The following is a 15645-nucleotide window of genomic DNA, read 5'->3' as shown; positions in this document are numbered from 1 at the left end:
TAAGCATAAGACAAGTGGTGAAGGGAAGCTTTCTTCGACTCGGGGGCTGGGCGCTGGTGCACGATGAAAACTTTCATACAGGAAATCATTAATAACTTTCTATACGACTAGAAAAAAATCGTGCCTGCTAAAGGCACGATACTCTAATATCTTTTGGAGCTTCTTTTTCTCATGAATTTCTTTACTACTGGATAAATAATCGGTCCATATTTCAACGCTCGCTTAAGCAATCTCGCCATAGTGGTACCTCCTTAGAAGCAGTATGGTCATACTTCTATTAATTCCCGAAAGATACTTCAAACAAACATCAGCGCCTGACGTCTAGCCTACAATTTTATGATACATGCTCTTTGCTTCTGCAATATCTTTGGTGCCATGAATTAATACCCGGCCATCTTTGAAAAATACAAGCCGTTGATTTCCATTCGTATAGGACAATAAAAATGGATTTTGCTCTACTATACCCTCGTGCAGTTGTTTCCGTAACTCATCTAAATTTCTCTCTTTTATTGGAGGACGGAGCTGAACCGTATCCCTTCCGCATAAAACGGCTGCTTTCGTCTGATAACCGGCGGATAAATAAGGGTAATCGGGATCCTTGCCGCATGAAGGGCAGTCATCCTTTTTCACTTGATTCACTTTAAACCCAGAGTATTGGTGGTTCCAAAGATCAAAGGTAATAAACTTATGATGAAGGGAGTCCATATCCTCTACTAATATCTTCATTGCTTCTGTTACCTGGTGAGCCGTAACCATTTGTACCGCTGGACTAATCACTCCAACCGTATCACATGTGGCTCCGCTCAAAGGAACAGTGTCCATTAAGCAATTCAAGCAAGGGGTCACACCCGGAAGGATGGTAAAACTGAGGCCATGACTTCCGACGCATCCTCCATAAATCCACGGAACCTGATATTTCTGCGCCATATCATTAATCAACATTCTGGTTTCAAAGTTGTCTGTGGCATCAAGAACCACGTTCACATCCGAAATAAAAAGCTCGAGTTCTTCACGCTGTACATCCATGATTCGGGCATCAACGGTAACCAGAGGATTAATTTCTGATAATCGCTTTCCAGCAGCAATTGCTTTAGGCATGCGTTCCAGAGCATCCGCTTCTGTAAAAAGCTGCTGTCTCTGCAAATTGCTCATTTCTACATAATCCCGGTCTACAATCGTTAGTTTTCCAATTCCGGCACGTACCAATTGCTCTGCACTAGACGTACCTAATGCACCAGCACCAACAACGAGAACATGCTTTTCACTTAATTTCCGCTGACCTTCTTCCCCAATGGGTGCGAAGAGCTTTTGCCTTGAATATCGATCTGAACTCATCTCACGACTTCCCCCATCCTGAATCTTCTTATCTATAAGTTTAGCATAGTCTTACCTCATTACACTGCCTCCGGAAATTTTGAGCGATTCCCCTACAATATTTTCAGCGGCATCTGTTAATAAATAGATAATGGTACGCGCTACTTCCTGAGGTGTACTTAATTTCCCAGAAGGAATTCCTTCTTTCGCAAGCTTTAATTGTTCCTCATAACTGCGCCCTTCACGCTCTCCCTTACCTTTAATTGCCTGCTGCCCCATTTCTGTATCTACGTAACCCGGACAAACTGCATTCACACGAATGTTATGTTCAATTGCCTCCACAGCAAGTGACTGTGTAAAGCCGGTAACAGCAAACTTGGACGCACTATATGCCGTATTACTATGGGTGCCTCTTAAACCGGATAAAGAAGAAAGATTCACAATGGCGCCTTTATTGAGCTGTTTCATATAATGATAGACTTCCTGAGTTAATAATACGGTAGAGAAATAGTTTAACTCCATAACTTTTCTAAGATCCTCTTCTTTTAATTGATCTAAAGATCCTCCGCCCATAATTCCTGCAGAATTGACTAACCCGGTGATGTCTCCATTTTTCTGATTTGCTTCCGTTACAAGTCTTTTGCGGTCCTCTGGTTTATTTAAATCTGCCGTTACGACAAGGACATCTGCTTGTTTACTAATTTGTATGCACTCATCTTTTAGTGCTTCCAGTTTTTCTTCCTTCCGTCCTGTAATGGTAACCCTCGATCCAGATCGCACTGCTTCTTTGGCCGTTTCATAACCAATGCCGCCTGTGGCTCCTGTGATCACAATATGCTGTTTTTCAAGTGCATCTTTAGCAAAAATTTGTGTCATTTTAAACGCCTCCTTTGCGATTGTATTGCACACTCGAGAGCGATTGAAACCTTCTCAGCGGGAAAAGTTGTTCGACAGGTTCACTATCTCCCATGGAACCCTGGTTTCATAGGTTGTTCATGGTTCATCGTCCAACTGTGTCTTTGAATAAGCAGTCTCTGATTGGAACGTGTCGGTATCTCAAGTAATTAGGTTGATACTGAGTCTTCAAGTAAAGCCCAGTATTGTGGAAGACTCATTTTCGAGATGGTTGGGTCCGTTATTGAAAATGAGAAGAGGGTGGCGAAGGAAATAACTCGCTTTCCTGTGGGGGAACCGGCAAGTCTCCTCGCTCGTATTCACTCCCTGCGGGGTCTTGCCTAGTACCTTCTCCCACGGGAGTCTCGTCATTTCCTTCGCCACCCATCGTGTGAAAATGAACGGCCCCATCCTGGTCTCCGAATCTGTCTCTTCCTCTGATACTAAACACGTGATTCGAATGAGTCCTGTTCAATATCTCAAGAAACTTTAAGAAATAGCTTAATTTAATAGTGTCCAAATATAGGAGGCACTTCATTGGCCAAGGAATGTCATCCGCCGCCCATGGAAGTGAGCAAATATTGAATTGCAAATTTCTGTGCTGATGCATATGGCTAAGTCATTTCCCGGTTCTTCACGCTTAACCAAACGCAATGGAATTGCTGAGATCTTTAGTAATGCTCCTGCATACTAACATTAGATTCTTTTTTTCCATGAAGGGGTTTCGAGATTCTCTTATGGTCAAGGGGCGGAGGGAAACGGCGAGACTCCTGTGGGAATTGCGGGACAGGTGAGACCCCGGAGAGCTTTGCTCGTGGAGGCTCAGCGCCCGCCCCACGGAAAGCGAGCCTTTTCCCGCAGCCCTAAACTCTCCTTGTAGTCTCGAAACTTATTTTTCTATATATGGGATGTTTAGTGTAATAATGAGCATGCCAAATCCATAAAAAAATCAGCGCTAAAACATCGAAATGTTTTGATTAGCGCTGACTCCATGGCACTCCATAAGGAATTACCGAAAATTTATTCATTTTTATTCGCATAGCTGACTTCACCACATTGTTTGATTATTTCCGTTTGCTGTTATGCTTACGGAAAGGGGAAAGAATTTTTCCACTCCGAGTTTTCTTCACGCCAGTTGAAACAGGCTTAGCTTCCTTAGCCTCGGAGCTATTCTGATAATCCTTCTCAAACATCTCACGGGCTTTGGAATAGAGCAGAGTCATTGTGGTGTACCTCCTTTCATTTGAAGTATACTTATCATTTTCCCGCTATGTTTTTACGTAAAACATAGCGATTGAAAGAAAACGAGAGATAAACGGCTAAATTTCTTGCTTCATCACCATTAGCCATCCTTTTTTCCCCATTTTCTTCTCCCCATCATGAAGGAATCCGGTTTTTTTGTAAAGAGATTGAGCAGAAATATTTTTTTCATTTACTGCCAATACTATCCAGTCAATTTCAGGAAAGTTTTCCCTCACATAATCTGGTAATTTATACAAGGATTCTTTAGCTACCCCTTTACCTTGCCGAGAATAGTCAATCATATAAGCGATCAGCAGGATCGCGTTAGTTCTTGCCGTATATTCCTGGACTCTAGGACCTGTTTGCAGGACAAACATTCCTGCTGGCTCGTCCCCAGACATGATCACCACTGGAGTTCGGGTAAAATCTTTCTTTGCTTTTTCAACAGAATCGCTGGCCATCGCCGTATAATACAATTGCTCTTCTGGTAAGTAAAATTGTGTAAGGGCAGCATCATCCGTAGGTTCATAAGGTTTCAACCATACTGACATGTTATTTTCCTTTCTCTTCCTGAATTCAATTGCGAGCAGAATGCTAGAAACAAACGCTAATCCTTCTTATAATATATAGTTAAGCATATGAAGAGGAGGAACGGATTCATGTTAAAAGTCGCTGCTCTTGTCGGAAGCATTCGTAAAGATTCTTATAATATGAAATTAACTCAATTTATTAAAGATCGTTATAAAGATCAATTTGACCTGAAAGTAGTCCCTATTCGTGACCTTGCCCACTATGATCAAGATATCGAACACGAAGCCCCACCTTCAGTCCAGAACTTTAAAGCCCAATTGTCTGACGCGGACGCATTTCTAGTTGTAACTCCTGAATTTAATCATTCTATTCCAGGCGTTTTGAAAAATGCGCTTGACTGGCTGTCACGTGGAGATCGGGAAATGGCTGGCAAACCCGCCTTTATCGCCGGTGCTACAATGGGGGTGCTCGGAACTGTTCGTGCGCAAATGCATTTAAGACAAATTTTGAACTCGCCAGGAATGAACTCCAATGTACTGCCAGGAAATGAAATTCTCGTTGGAACCATTCAAGATAAAGTCGATGAAACTGGAAAAATCACTGATCAAAAGACTATTGAATTTATTGATCAAGTGGTCGATAAATTTATTGTATTTGCTGAGACTCAGCGCGAGAAAGTTAATCAATAGAGATATTAACCTCCTGAATCGAATAGAATCAGGAGGTTTTTTGTATCCCGCTTCGTTGACAAGAATTAGTCTCTTTTTGAAACAGGACGCCCTTCCATTAATAAATCTACTAAATGGAGAGCTTCCACTGATTCATTAAGCTCCTCACGCTCTATCCCCATTTTCATTTGCAGTAAACACCCAGGATTAGTCGTAACAATGGCTTCCGGCTTCGTTTGTTTCACATCTTCCATTTTCACATCCAGAATCTCCATTGAGTCTTCATAATTTAAGATATTATAAATCCCCGCTGATCCACAGCAGAAATCTGGTCGGGAAAGCTCTTTCATGTGCAGACCTGGAAGGCTTTCCAGCAGAATTCTTGGCGATTCTGTGACTCTCTGTACATTCGACATATGGCAGGAAGGTTGATAAGTCACTTTACGATTGACTGAGGTGGTAAACTCGATGCCGTCCAGCTCGACTAGGACCTCGGAAATATCGCGAACTTTGGACACAAATTCCTCAGCTCTTTCATGCCATTCAGTTCCTGGTTCGAATAAATGAACATACTCGACCATTTTCGCTCCGCATCCTCCTGCATTGTTTACAATGTAATCCGCTTCCTCTACTTCGAATGCTTCAATATTCCGTTTAGCTAAATCCTTCGCAGCTTCTGCTTTTCCTGAATGGGCATGCAGCGCACCGCAGCACGTCTGATTTTTGGGAAGTACGACTTCAGCACCTGACAAACGAAGAAGTTCGACCGTTCTTTCATTTGTTTTGAAGAACATACTATCCATCACACATCCAGTAAAGAACGCAACCTTAGTTGTCAATTTATAATCCGGCAATACATGACGTTTCCTGGTTAACCGTTCCATTGGGTTGGGGAGATCCGGCAATACCTTTTCAAACTGCCCCAAATGTAAAGGAGCGGCACCAGTAACTTTCGTTTTTTGAGCCATCCATTGGAGACCAGATCTTTGATACAGCCATGAAGCATTGCCAAGGGTATTCATCCAATTGGAAGATGGAAAGAAGGAATTAAATATAAAATCTTCCATTTCCTGTTGCGACTTCGGCTTTATTTCATTGTCCTCAATAACTTCCTTCGCTCCCTCAAGAATGGCACCATACTGGACATTAGTTGGACAAACGGTCGTACAAGCCATGCACCCTAAGCATTTTTCGATGGGCGTTTTTAAATCTTCCACCGATGCCTTCTCTTCTGCTACCATTTTGACTAAATTAATTCGTCCCCGTGGGGAGTGGGTCTCCCTTTCCATCGTTTCATATGTAGGGCAGACTGGCAGACAATATCCGCACTGCACACAGTCAAAAGTTTTTTCGTATTGGATCTTATCTTGTAAAGCCTGAAGATTACTCATTGCGCAGCACCAGCTTCTGCCCTTTTTCCGGAAAAATTTTACCTGGATTCATAATTCCATTCGGATCCCAGCTGTCTTTAATTCTTTTCATCATATCGATCCCTACAGAACCAAGCTCTGATTCCATAAAGGGAGCCTTCATCGTACCAATTCCGTGCTCACCAGAAAGCGTACCTCCAAGCTCTATCGCGGCTTCAAAAATTTCCCCGACTGCTTGTTCCACTCGTCTCATTTCCTCCTGGTCCCTTTTATCACATAATACATTGGGATGGAGATTTCCATCGCCTGCATGACCGAATACCACTACTTCCACTTCGTATTTTTCTTTAATCTCCTGGAGTCTATCTATTAAATCCGGGATCTTACTACGAGGAACGGTGGCATCTTCAGAAACTTTAGTCGGTTTAATTTTGGCGATCGCAGGGGACACTTGTTTTCTGGACTGCCAGATGCGAGCAGCTTCCTCTTCCGTTTGGGGAATCACAGTTTCCGTTGCCCCAATTCGTTTCATAATCTTCAAGACTAGTTCTCTTTCCACTTTCAGCGCCTCCGGATGCCCATCAAGTTCAATAATCACCAACGCTTTAGCATGAACAGGCAGTCCCGCTGATTTAAAGTCCTCTACCGCTTGTATACATGCTTGATCCATAAATTCCATTTTTGAAGGGAGTATACCTGATGTCAGTGTTTTTGATATCGCTTCTCCCGCTTTCCGGACATTATCGAATACGGCAAGAATGGTCTGTACGGCAGGCGGTTTGGGAACAAGTTTCAGCGTAGCTTCTGTAATTACGCCTAGCACCCCTTCCGAACCAACAATCAGCTTTGTTAAATCAAAGCCGGTTACATTCTTAATCGTCTGCCCTCCTGTACGCATGATTTCCCCTTCTGGAGTAATCACTTCCAGTCCTAATACAAAGTCTTTAGTTACTCCATATTTTAACCCTCTTGGCCCGCCGGAGTTCTCAGCAAGATTACCTCCTATGGTTGCCACGTGGGCACTGCTCGGATCTGGCGCATACATAAGCCCGTGTTCTTCAGCGGCTTGATTAATATTGGCTGTAAGCGCGCTTGGAGATACGACAACGGTTAAGTCGTCCGGATGCACATCAATCATTGATGGCCATTGTGAAAGATCAAGCACCATCCCGCCTTTAACAGGCAGCGGACCTCCACTTAAACACGTACCTTGCCCTCTTGGATAGACAGGTACACGAAATTGATTCGCTATTTTAAGTATGTAAACCACTTGTTGTTTATTTTTAGCTTGAACGACGGCATCAGGCAAATACTCGCCAAAAGAAGCATCAAAGCTGTAACTGTATCGATCTGCGAGTTCTGTCATCACTTGGCTGTCTGGTAGATATTCTTTCAGTTCATTTATCCAGTTCTCCATGCTCATCCTCCGTTTCTTAAAGAGTACTTCCTATTCTTTACCCTTATCCTTCCTCTCTTTAACTCCTACTCTGCCAAACTATTGTAAGCGTTTTACTATTCCATTATAATTAACTTACTATTCTGAAATTAAAAGGCGGTCATGAGATGCTACATGAGGAAACGATAGGGACGACAAGAACAGGTCCATATTCTGAAGAGGATATAGGCAGTACCCATCTGCATCACCAATACCGGGTAGACTTAAGAATTCCGACTTTAAAAGAGTACAGCCAATTTATTACCCTTAACACGGTCAGGGACTGGTCGCAGCTTTCTTGGACAAAAATTGGAAAGCCTTATCAAGTGGAAGCTTCCGCAAAAGAACGTTCCGAATGGGAGAACGAGCATCACAGGGATATGGACCCCCATACGTCATGGACCTACTTTAACAAAGCTTTTCATGAATGGTTTGTTAAGGATGTCCCTAAAGAGATGACGCAGTCAAAGAAACAGTTTCTTAACAACCTGCGTTCCTTCAGCCCTCCTGAAGTGAAGCATGCAATCGGAGATTTAATCCGCATTCATCTTTGGAATTACGTTCATCGAATTCAGGACGGGATCTGGGACCCCAGGGGAAAGAGAGCACTCTTTGAAGGTCTCCATTTGAACAAGCCTCGTGTGTTGTTTCTAGGCGCAGCAGAAGGATATGAAGCCATGCAGTTCGGCGCCATGTATCCAGGCGCAGAAATTATAATGGTGGATTATGATGAATATTGCAAATCCACACGATTTGCTGAATTCCCGGACAGGTACCCATTTCTTGGAGAAAACCCACAGACCGGCCAAACGAAAGTGGTGTATAAGAATGATTTAAATATTGAATATCAAATTGCCGATATTCGTGATTTAGATTATGGAGCTGAATTTGATGTTGTCATGTCCGTGGGATTACTGGAGCATTTTCCTGATGAACACAAATATGAAGTTTGTGATTGGCACCGGAAGTTCTTAAAACCTGGAGGGTACGCGATCTTAACCACTCCGCGAAACCAACTGCGCTCTCGGCTGTATTACCGGGTCATGGCAGATGTAATGAATCACACGTATCGTGAATTAATGACCGTGGAACAAATGGGGCTTTATTTATATGAGAGCGGCTTTGATATTAAGAGGCATGGCTATATAAAAGTCCATAACGGCATAATCTGCCAGCCGCGTTAAAGACCTCACTCCGCCGGAATTGAGTTAAGGGAAATCGGTAAATAGAAATTGAAGCAGGGACAGAAGTCTTTTAGCCATTATTAAACCCGAACAATGAAGAAGTAACACTTTCATTGTTCGGGTTTTTTGCCCAGCATGATGTAGGATTTATTCACATTTACACAGGACATCTATTACGTTTCCCAAAATTATTCATCAGGGAAAAATAGAAACCATTCCAGCGTAGGAAATACACGGAGACTTTCTGCGGGAGGAAGGCATAGGTTTGACCCCGAAGTGCGCAGCACGAGGAGGCAAGCCAGCCGCCCGTGAAAAGCGGAGTGTATTTCCGGAGCGGTCTTTCTAAATAAGACCCTTTCTGGTACCTTCCTTCTCTTTAATCGTTACTTAATTGATCACAATAAATACGAATCGCTTCTTGATAAAATTCTGCCAGCCCCTCCTGCTTTTTATTAATATTCTTCTGAAATCGGGGGTCATTGACGTACATATCCCCCAGCCCACGAAAAATTTCCGGTGTACATTGATAAAAATAATCACTAATATGCTGCCTTTTATCGCCGATTAATTTCTGAATGGAAGGATCTCCTGCTCCCAGGTCCATCTTTTCAATAATTCCTTGTTCGATCTCTTCGTTTTCTTGATGGATTTTTTTCCAATCTTCCTCCGTATAGGAAGCGGTTTTTCTTTGAGATTCTTTATAGGAGTCTGTCTGCCCCCAACGTTCTTGCACTTCCTTAGCATATTTCTTCTGGTGTTCCTCTAACTTACTTCGATCAAAGGGTTCAAACCTATCCCGATTAGACATATATGTTCCTCCTGACATAGAATCGAGCGTCTGGTCAACGGAACGAATAATCCGCTCCAGCCGTTCTTTTTTCTCAAGCAAAACATGTTTGTGCTGAACAAGTGCTTTCTTATGATCAAAACCCTCATCTTCAAGGATTTCTTGAATTTCCCGCAAAGGAAACTGCAGTTCACGAAAGAACAAAATCTGCTGCAATCGAAGAAGATCGTCTTCGGAATACAAACGGTATCCTTTCTCATTTATCTTCGCGGGGGATAAAAGTCCAATCTGATCATAATAGTGAAGCGTGCGCACACTCACTCCTGCAAGCTTTGCCAGCTGTTTTACTTTAAGCATGGTGACCACCTCAATGCTAATATAATCTATACCGTAACGTTAGGGTCAAGGCGAAAAATAGAGTTTTATCACAAAATTTATAGAAATTTCACAATTATTGCTCATTATGCAAAATAATGGCTTGTTTTTGCCAATTAGTGTAATATAATTAAATTATATTAAGGAAAGGTTGAGAGGCTGCATGGGAGTTCATAACGTAATTGAACCTAGTCAATTAAATCGCGTTCACATGGATCGGGATTCTTCCATCTATGAAATCTATCATAACCACCTTAAACATAAATCAAAACACCAGGCAGCTGAATCTACTATGATTTACTGTCTTACCCATAGAAGTATGATTATCGAAGACCAGCTGGCTAGTTTAGAGTTTCTATATATGAATGACTATTTCACAGAATTGGAGCAGCTCTTGCACACCAGTCATTATAGTAAAGAAGTCCTTATGATGTATCGTGTTCTTTATAACCGAAAGAAAACACCTCTTAAGGAGAAGGACCTCAAATGGCTGATCCCTTTAAAGTTCAACCATCCTTCATTAAAATGTCTTCACTTATTCTTAATCGTTTATGCCTATTTTGACACCAAGCAGTATACTGGACTCGACAAGTACGTCGATGACATTTATTCTGCGCTCGTACAAATTAACGAACCACTCTTCCACTATTACATGAAACTCCGGTTTGAAGAACTGCTCTTTCAGCATTATTGGAAGACTAACAACGTTTTATTGGCGAAAAAGCATGCGTACCGTTATATTAATTCGGGTCTGACCCCAAGAAAACTCAGCAGGATGTACCATAATCTTGCGCTTTGCGATACATTTCAAGATTATGATTCTGCGATTTATAATGCTCAGTCGGCTCTGGGAATTGCCGTTAACTATAACTTAGATCATTCCAGGACAGCCCTTACGAACCACACGATTCCCTTTATTTCTGCTATTCATAAGAAAACAAAAGGAATATTAACTCCGGATCCGATTGAAACCGCTCATCTAGCTATTGCCAATCATAAGAATAAAAAAGCCGTGGATATTTTGAGCAAAGTACACAACCCGACTCCATTTCAAGAAACATATTTAGGTGCGGCAACGGAAGACCCGCTTAAATTAAATAAGGCAAAGAACAGATTTATTAATGACTATGGGGATTTATTTTTTGCTCAGCTTCCAGAACACTATCTTAAAGAATTAATAACCATTGTGTAAGCCGAACTTTTCTTTAAAAGCTTGAGAAATTCCCTCAGGCTTTTTTGTTTTCCATTTATTTCACTATCTGTTATACAAGACCTATCTCCTTAGAGCTTTAATTACGCCCTGGAAATTCGGCATCAAACAAAAGGAAACTTACTAAATTAAAAAGGATTTTCACCCTATTTGAAGAATGTAAGTAGCTAGAATAAATTTTTTTAAATGAGGTTGTTTGATATGAATATATATTGTCAAAGCGCATTTCATCAATTAGAAGTTGTTATTGCTTCCATCTCAGAAATTGTCGGCCAGCTTGATGAAGAAGATCTTAATTATCGGCCTACACCCAATAAGCATTCTGTAGGAGAATTGCTCGAACATCTTGCTGCGATCCCTGCAGCTGATGGCCATATTCTAGAAGAAGCTTCAGAGGAGGAAATGAATAATTTCTATCAATCGCTCTCTTTCCAAACTACGGACGAGATTCTTGGAGCAATGTTTCAACACTTCTCCCACTTGAAAGCTCAATTTGAGAACTATACAGAGGAACATTTGCACACTGAAACTACATCATGGTGGGGGGTTACCTATACCCGGTTTGAATGGCTTCTGGAAATCATCGCGCACATGTATCACCATCGTGGACAGCTCCACAGTATGCTGGTTCACACTTACAAAAAAGATCCAGGAGTACTATTGTTTGAATAGGCGCAAAAATTTTAATCATAGAGCTTTCCAATAACAAGAACCCGGACTATTGATTTCCAATGGTCCGGGTTCTCTGTTGAATAATTTTCTTTTATCTCATGTTATGCAGGCTTAGTCATTTGCTAAATATTGAATCGGCAGCTCTTCTTCCTTCACTCCGTCCCCGGCTTTACTCACATAATAAGCACTAGCTTCAGACCGGGAAGAAATGACATGCCTTAATTCTTTATCAACGTAATGGAGAGCTGCTCCATCATCAAGACCATATCCAGCCAACATATTCTCCTCTTGAATGGCTTGTTCAAAAGCAGGTCTGCGCTTTACTTCCCCATTATAATGAGGACAGCAGCTCCCTGACAGAATCCCCAGGCACTCAATGGGTTCAGGAGTATCTCCATAAGAATCTGTCAGCCCCTGGTCAAACCAGCAGATGGCTCCAGCACTCAAACCAGCAAGCACAATGCCACTCTCCCATGCTTCTACTAGAATCTGGTCAAGCCCCCATTCCTTCCATAGGGCAAGCAAATTCTTCGTACTTCCTCCGCCCACATAAATAATGTCCTGCTGCATTACGAATGAACGTATATCTCGTCCGGGGGGCTTAAACAAAGCTAAGTGAGTCGGTTCACAATCAAATTGTTTAAATGAGTCGTAAAATTTTTTCAATATAGGTTTCTGCATCGCCGCTAGCCGTGGGAATAAAGCATACTCTCGGATGATCTGAGTGAACCTGCCGCAGGACGTATTGATCCAGGAGAGGATTTTCCGGCTCCATAGAGAAGCCGCCTCCCCCCATAGCAATCACTTGCTTCATCGTTTCTACTCTCCTTAAACTATGCTGGTTTCTTGTATTAATATTTTATGAATAACTGAAGGCTTTGTAATTCCTGCAGTGAGACCATTAACCATTCGTTCTTCCCAGGGACGTCTGAATATCTTCTTTATAGGCATAAGAGAATAATAAGGAGACCAATATGCCTCCGCCAATTAAATTCCCAATACTTGCAGGTACTAAATTAAAGAAAATATATTCGTACCATTGATACTTATCTGTAGATAATATCCCCATGCTGAAATAACCCATATTCGCTGCACTGTGCTGGAAGTTGCCAGCCACGAACAAGATGACCGGCAGCATAGTACCGAGAAACTTTCCTGTAATATCTCTGGCAGCGGTTGTAAGAAAAGCCGCCATACCAATCAGCCAGTTTGCCAGAATACCGGAAATTAATATTTCAAACCAGCCTAACACACCGTCTTCCATAAATTTCATTTTGTGATCCAGATACATGGATAATTCATTATAGAACGATGGTGAAAGTGAGGCGGATAATTGTATAAGAATTCCCACCAAAAAGGCTCCAAGAATGTTCCCTACATAAGCTGAAGCCCAGAATTTATAGATTGTCCGCTTCATTAATCCTCCTTTATTAAATAAATAAGAAGGCAGCAGTACATTAATTTCCGTAAATAATACGGACCCTGAAATAAACACCATTGCATATCCTGAAGCAAAGCCAATTCCTGAAAGCAGGTGATAAAGCCCTTTAGATTCAATTCCTACAGCTAACAGGATGGAAAACACGGCGCCAAACGTCATAAAAGACCCCGCCGTCAACGCTAAAAGAAATTGCGCTCGAAACCGCTTATTTAAGTGGTCTCTTCCCTTTTCGCCAAATTCATCCACAATTTGTGATGGAATATAAAACTGGCGGCCAGGCTGATCTACTTGCCCATTTATCGTGGTATCTGTTTCTTTATTCTCTTTGTTTTCTTTATCTTGCATATTTTCTTCTTCCCTTGCCATACCTATCCCTCCAATGATTTTGCTATTCCCGGTATCCAAGGTATATAATCCCAATTTAGCGTGTTGGAATAACATTTCGTGAAATGTAGCACATTATAGGTAACGACGAACGATAAAGGAGCATAATTATGGCAAAACGAGAACAAGTTTGTTTAGCTTGCGACGGAAGAGGCCTTTTATCAGATGATGAAGAATGGAGCTATACTTGTAAGATTTGTAATGGTGAAGGGATCATGCCACAGAACGGAATCCCTGCCAACCGTCAGCTTGCTGATGTTGATGAAATGAACCGAATATTGGATTAAGGAAAAGAGATTGGGAAAGAGGTTTTTTAGCGATTATTAAATCCGATCGATGATGGAAGAATGTCGATAATATTCCATCATCGATCGGATTTTTTGTTTGTCTTATCAATAATTCCAGCGTAGGAAATACACGGAGACTTCTGCGGGAGGAAGGCACACCAGCCGCCCGCGAAAAGCTGAGTGTATTTCCGGAGCGGCTATTCAGGGTAAACTTCTGCCCTTCCCTCAATTGTCCGTTTTTTGGTGGAGGCATTTCTATATACCCCTGCCTCTTTTACATATCCTCTTAGTTAATACTAAGTGGAAGAAACCTGGTTAAGATTCTTCTCCCTCATAATAGCGAGGAGAAGATCTGCGAAATAAACATCCCATTGGGTCCCTTTCCCTTCTTCAATAATCCTCATTGCTTGTTCAATAGACATTCCTTTTCTGTAAGGGCGGTCACTAGTCATAGCATCAAAAGCGTCTGCTACTGCCATTAACCTTCCAAACAACGGAATTTCTGTTCCTGTCAGCCCATCAGGATATCCTTTCCCATCTAAACGTTCGTGATGAGAGCGAACTCCCGGGATTACGGGAAGAAGTTCGCTAGGGAGCTGAACCTGATGCAGTATATCTGCCCCAATCACAGGATGCTGCTTAATTTGTTCAAACTCCTCTTCAGTCAGAGATTCCTCTTTTAATAAGACATGATCTCGAACTCCAATTTTACCTATATCATGGAGAAGTGCGGATTTCCTTAGCAGGTCTATGTCCTCCAGGGAGAAATTTGCTCTGCTTGCGATTTGCACACAATAGTCAGCTACTCGAGCCGAATGCCCCGCTGTATATGGGTCCCTTGCATCGAGGGTAGCTGCAAACACAGTAAAGAAGCTCTCCAGCAGCTGTTCATTCCGCTCATCTCTTTCTTTTATACTAGAAACCATGTGGTTGAACCCTGTAACTAGTTTGGAAAATTCGTCTGAATAAATGTTATTCATATATTCCAATTCGCCGCTCCGCACCTCTTCAAACCTTTGCCGTAAGGAGTTCATAGGCTGCTCAATACTTCTATAGAGAAGAACCGCTATAACTAGCGCCATAAATAAGATGACGACGATGACCAATACGGACCAGCTCCAATAACTTTCCAAGCCCGAACCGCCCTCCTGACTAAGTCGAATCTGGGAAGCTAAAATAAACAGAAGTACAGGAAAGACCGCCGTGAAAAGGGAGCTGATAAGCATTTTCCTTTTAATACTTAAATATATTCTTCCCTCCAGCTTTAAAGCTGGATAGCCAAGCTCCTTTGTTCTGGCAGAAAAGGAATGAAGCAACAGCTGCACACTTTGGTACGTTAGAAAAAATTCGATTAAGGAATGAAGAACTGCGATAAGAAATGCACCACTCCACGCGAGCGCTATGTAATAGTACGGAAGGTGAATCCAGTCCAGATATATGCCGGTAAGAGACAGAAGCGAGGATGGTATAGCTAAACCAAATAAGTGCGGGCCCATGATACGCTTTACCGTTAACAGCGGAAATTGATGAGCTGCCAAATAGCCTTGCTTGACCGCGTGCATGGACGGTCGTTCACTGCGAAACACTTCTTTAATTGGTTTTACATGAGACCGATATATGATAAATTCTCCGGTCAGCATGATCACGACTGAGATGACCATGACTTTAACTAGATAATGAACTTCGGAATCAGATAATGACAGGGTGTGAAAAATAAATACACTGCCCACTCCAAAGACCGCGAGCAGTGATCCAATCATATAATTGAATAAAATACGACGTTGAAAGGCAGTAAACGGACCCATTAGATGCTCCTTTTTCTAATTCTATAGTTCTAGATGTAGGACTATT

At 42.0% G+C, this 15645-nt stretch carries 14 protein-coding genes and 1 pseudogene; 5 read left to right on the top strand and 10 right to left on the bottom strand.

All coding sequences use genetic code 11. The features are described from left to right. Positions 1-321: 321 nt before the first annotated feature. The 4 genes from Q7A53_RS13265 to Q7A53_RS13250 all read right to left on the bottom strand — a co-directional run bounded on the left by Q7A53_RS13265 (position 322) and on the right by Q7A53_RS13250 (position 4001). Entirely contained in the window at positions 322-1335 is a 1014-nt protein-coding gene (locus Q7A53_RS13265) for a MoeB/ThiF family adenylyltransferase (protein WP_411789648.1), read from the bottom strand. Between the two features lie 51 nt (positions 1336-1386). Next, positions 1387-2190 (bottom strand): SDR family NAD(P)-dependent oxidoreductase, encoded by an 804-nt coding sequence (locus tag Q7A53_RS13260; protein WP_411789647.1) that lies wholly within the window; start codon positions 2188-2190, stop codon positions 1387-1389. A gap of 1082 nt (positions 2191-3272) precedes the next feature. After that, positions 3273-3431 (bottom strand): hypothetical protein, encoded by a 159-nt coding sequence (locus tag Q7A53_RS13255; protein ID WP_411789646.1) that lies wholly within the window; start codon positions 3429-3431, stop codon positions 3273-3275. 96 nt (positions 3432-3527) lie between these two features. Beyond that, positions 3528-4001, bottom strand: coding sequence for a GNAT family N-acetyltransferase (locus tag Q7A53_RS13250; RefSeq protein ID WP_411789645.1), 474 nt, complete (start codon positions 3999-4001; stop codon positions 3528-3530). A gap of 108 nt (positions 4002-4109) precedes the next feature. On the opposite strand from Q7A53_RS13250, the gene Q7A53_RS13245 reads away from it, so the two are divergent. Then, entirely contained in the window at positions 4110-4670 is a 561-nt protein-coding gene (locus tag Q7A53_RS13245) for an NADPH-dependent FMN reductase (protein ID WP_411789644.1), read from the top strand. Positions 4671-4735: 65 nt separating this feature from the next. Here the strand turns inward: Q7A53_RS13245 and Q7A53_RS13240 are convergent, their stop codons facing one another. Continuing rightward, a complete protein-coding gene (locus Q7A53_RS13240; protein ID WP_411789643.1) occupies positions 4736-6040 on the bottom strand; it encodes a (Fe-S)-binding protein in 1305 nt (434 codons plus the stop codon). Next, positions 6033-7436 carry an FAD-binding oxidoreductase gene (locus Q7A53_RS13235; protein ID WP_411789642.1) on the bottom strand — a complete coding sequence of 468 codons (1404 nt, stop codon included), beginning with the start codon at positions 7434-7436 and terminating at the stop codon, positions 6033-6035. The genes Q7A53_RS13240 and Q7A53_RS13235 overlap by 8 nt, the downstream gene beginning before the upstream one ends. 146 nt (positions 7437-7582) lie before the next feature. Between Q7A53_RS13235 and Q7A53_RS13230 the strand changes: the two genes are divergently transcribed. Beyond that, positions 7583-8638 carry a class I SAM-dependent methyltransferase gene (locus Q7A53_RS13230; RefSeq protein WP_411789641.1) on the top strand — a complete coding sequence of 352 codons (1056 nt, stop codon included), beginning with the start codon at positions 7583-7585 and terminating at the stop codon, positions 8636-8638. A 376-nt stretch (positions 8639-9014) separates the two neighbouring features. Here the strand turns inward: Q7A53_RS13230 and Q7A53_RS13225 are convergent, their stop codons facing one another. Beyond that, positions 9015-9782: a MerR family transcriptional regulator gene (locus Q7A53_RS13225; protein ID WP_411789640.1), complete on the bottom strand. Its 768-nt coding sequence runs from the start codon at positions 9780-9782 to the stop codon at positions 9015-9017. 181 nt (positions 9783-9963) lie between these two features. Here Q7A53_RS13225 and Q7A53_RS13220 point away from each other — a divergent pair, with 181 nt between their 5' ends. Next, positions 9964-10992 (top strand): AimR family lysis-lysogeny pheromone receptor, encoded by a 1029-nt coding sequence (locus Q7A53_RS13220; RefSeq protein WP_411789639.1) that lies wholly within the window; start codon positions 9964-9966, stop codon positions 10990-10992. Between the two features lie 219 nt (positions 10993-11211). Continuing rightward, the gene (locus Q7A53_RS13215) at positions 11212-11682 is read left to right on the top strand and encodes a DinB family protein (RefSeq protein ID WP_411789638.1); all 471 of its coding nucleotides are present in this window, start codon (positions 11212-11214) and stop codon (positions 11680-11682) included. A gap of 111 nt (positions 11683-11793) precedes the next feature. Here Q7A53_RS13215 and Q7A53_RS13210 read toward each other — a convergent pair. Both Q7A53_RS13210 and Q7A53_RS13205 read right to left on the bottom strand, forming a co-directional pair. After that, positions 11794-12496 (bottom strand): annotated as a pseudogene (locus tag Q7A53_RS13210) (Type 1 glutamine amidotransferase-like domain-containing protein). A gap of 87 nt (positions 12497-12583) precedes the next feature. After that, the gene (locus Q7A53_RS13205; protein WP_411789637.1) at positions 12584-13489 is read right to left on the bottom strand and encodes a formate/nitrite transporter family protein; all 906 of its coding nucleotides are present in this window, start codon (positions 13487-13489) and stop codon (positions 12584-12586) included. 128 nt (positions 13490-13617) lie between these two features. Here Q7A53_RS13205 and Q7A53_RS13200 point away from each other — a divergent pair, with 128 nt between their 5' ends. Further along, complete coding sequence (locus tag Q7A53_RS13200) at positions 13618-13794, top strand: hypothetical protein (protein ID WP_411789636.1); 177 nt, start codon at positions 13618-13620, stop codon at positions 13792-13794. 296 nt (positions 13795-14090) lie between these two features. On the opposite strand, the gene Q7A53_RS13195 is transcribed toward Q7A53_RS13200, so the two are convergent. Beyond that, on the bottom strand, positions 14091-15599 hold the full coding sequence (locus Q7A53_RS13195; RefSeq protein WP_411789635.1) for an HD-GYP domain-containing protein: 1509 nt from the start codon (positions 15597-15599) through the stop codon (positions 14091-14093). Between the last annotated feature and the right edge of the window lie 46 nt (positions 15600-15645).

This window comes from Halobacillus rhizosphaerae (assembly GCF_046719735.1).
Taxonomy (GTDB): domain Bacteria; phylum Bacillota; class Bacilli; order Bacillales; family Halobacillaceae; genus Halobacillus_B; species Halobacillus_B rhizosphaerae.
This window is presented reverse-complemented; position numbering and strand designations above follow the sequence as displayed.

What these genes read in the sequence shown, in the direction of transcription:
- Q7A53_RS13215 (WP_411789638.1), top strand. Translation starts at nt 11,212, where the DNA reads ATGAATATATATTGTCAAAGCGCATTTCATCAATTAGAAGTTGTTATT.
- Q7A53_RS13240 (WP_411789643.1), bottom strand. Translation starts at nt 6,040, where the DNA reads ATGAGTAATCTTCAGGCTTTACAAGATAAGATCCAATACGAAAAAACT.
- Q7A53_RS13205 (WP_411789637.1), bottom strand. Translation starts at nt 13,489, where the DNA reads ATGGCAAGGGAAGAAGAAAATATGCAAGATAAAGAAAACAAAGAGAAT.
- Q7A53_RS13195 (WP_411789635.1), bottom strand. Translation starts at nt 15,599, where the DNA reads ATGGGTCCGTTTACTGCCTTTCAACGTCGTATTTTATTCAATTATATG.
- Q7A53_RS13255 (WP_411789646.1), bottom strand. Translation starts at nt 3,431, where the DNA reads ATGACTCTGCTCTATTCCAAAGCCCGTGAGATGTTTGAGAAGGATTAT.
- Q7A53_RS13265 (WP_411789648.1), bottom strand. Translation starts at nt 1,335, where the DNA reads ATGAGTTCAGATCGATATTCAAGGCAAAAGCTCTTCGCACCCATTGGG.
- Q7A53_RS13260 (WP_411789647.1), bottom strand. Translation starts at nt 2,190, where the DNA reads ATGACACAAATTTTTGCTAAAGATGCACTTGAAAAACAGCATATTGTG.
- Q7A53_RS13230 (WP_411789641.1), top strand. Translation starts at nt 7,583, where the DNA reads ATGCTACATGAGGAAACGATAGGGACGACAAGAACAGGTCCATATTCT.
- Q7A53_RS13235 (WP_411789642.1), bottom strand. Translation starts at nt 7,436, where the DNA reads ATGGAGAACTGGATAAATGAACTGAAAGAATATCTACCAGACAGCCAA.
- Q7A53_RS13220 (WP_411789639.1), top strand. Translation starts at nt 9,964, where the DNA reads ATGGGAGTTCATAACGTAATTGAACCTAGTCAATTAAATCGCGTTCAC.
- Q7A53_RS13245 (WP_411789644.1), top strand. Translation starts at nt 4,110, where the DNA reads ATGTTAAAAGTCGCTGCTCTTGTCGGAAGCATTCGTAAAGATTCTTAT.
- Q7A53_RS13200 (WP_411789636.1), top strand. Translation starts at nt 13,618, where the DNA reads ATGGCAAAACGAGAACAAGTTTGTTTAGCTTGCGACGGAAGAGGCCTT.
- Q7A53_RS13225 (WP_411789640.1), bottom strand. Translation starts at nt 9,782, where the DNA reads ATGCTTAAAGTAAAACAGCTGGCAAAGCTTGCAGGAGTGAGTGTGCGC.
- Q7A53_RS13250 (WP_411789645.1), bottom strand. Translation starts at nt 4,001, where the DNA reads ATGTCAGTATGGTTGAAACCTTATGAACCTACGGATGATGCTGCCCTT.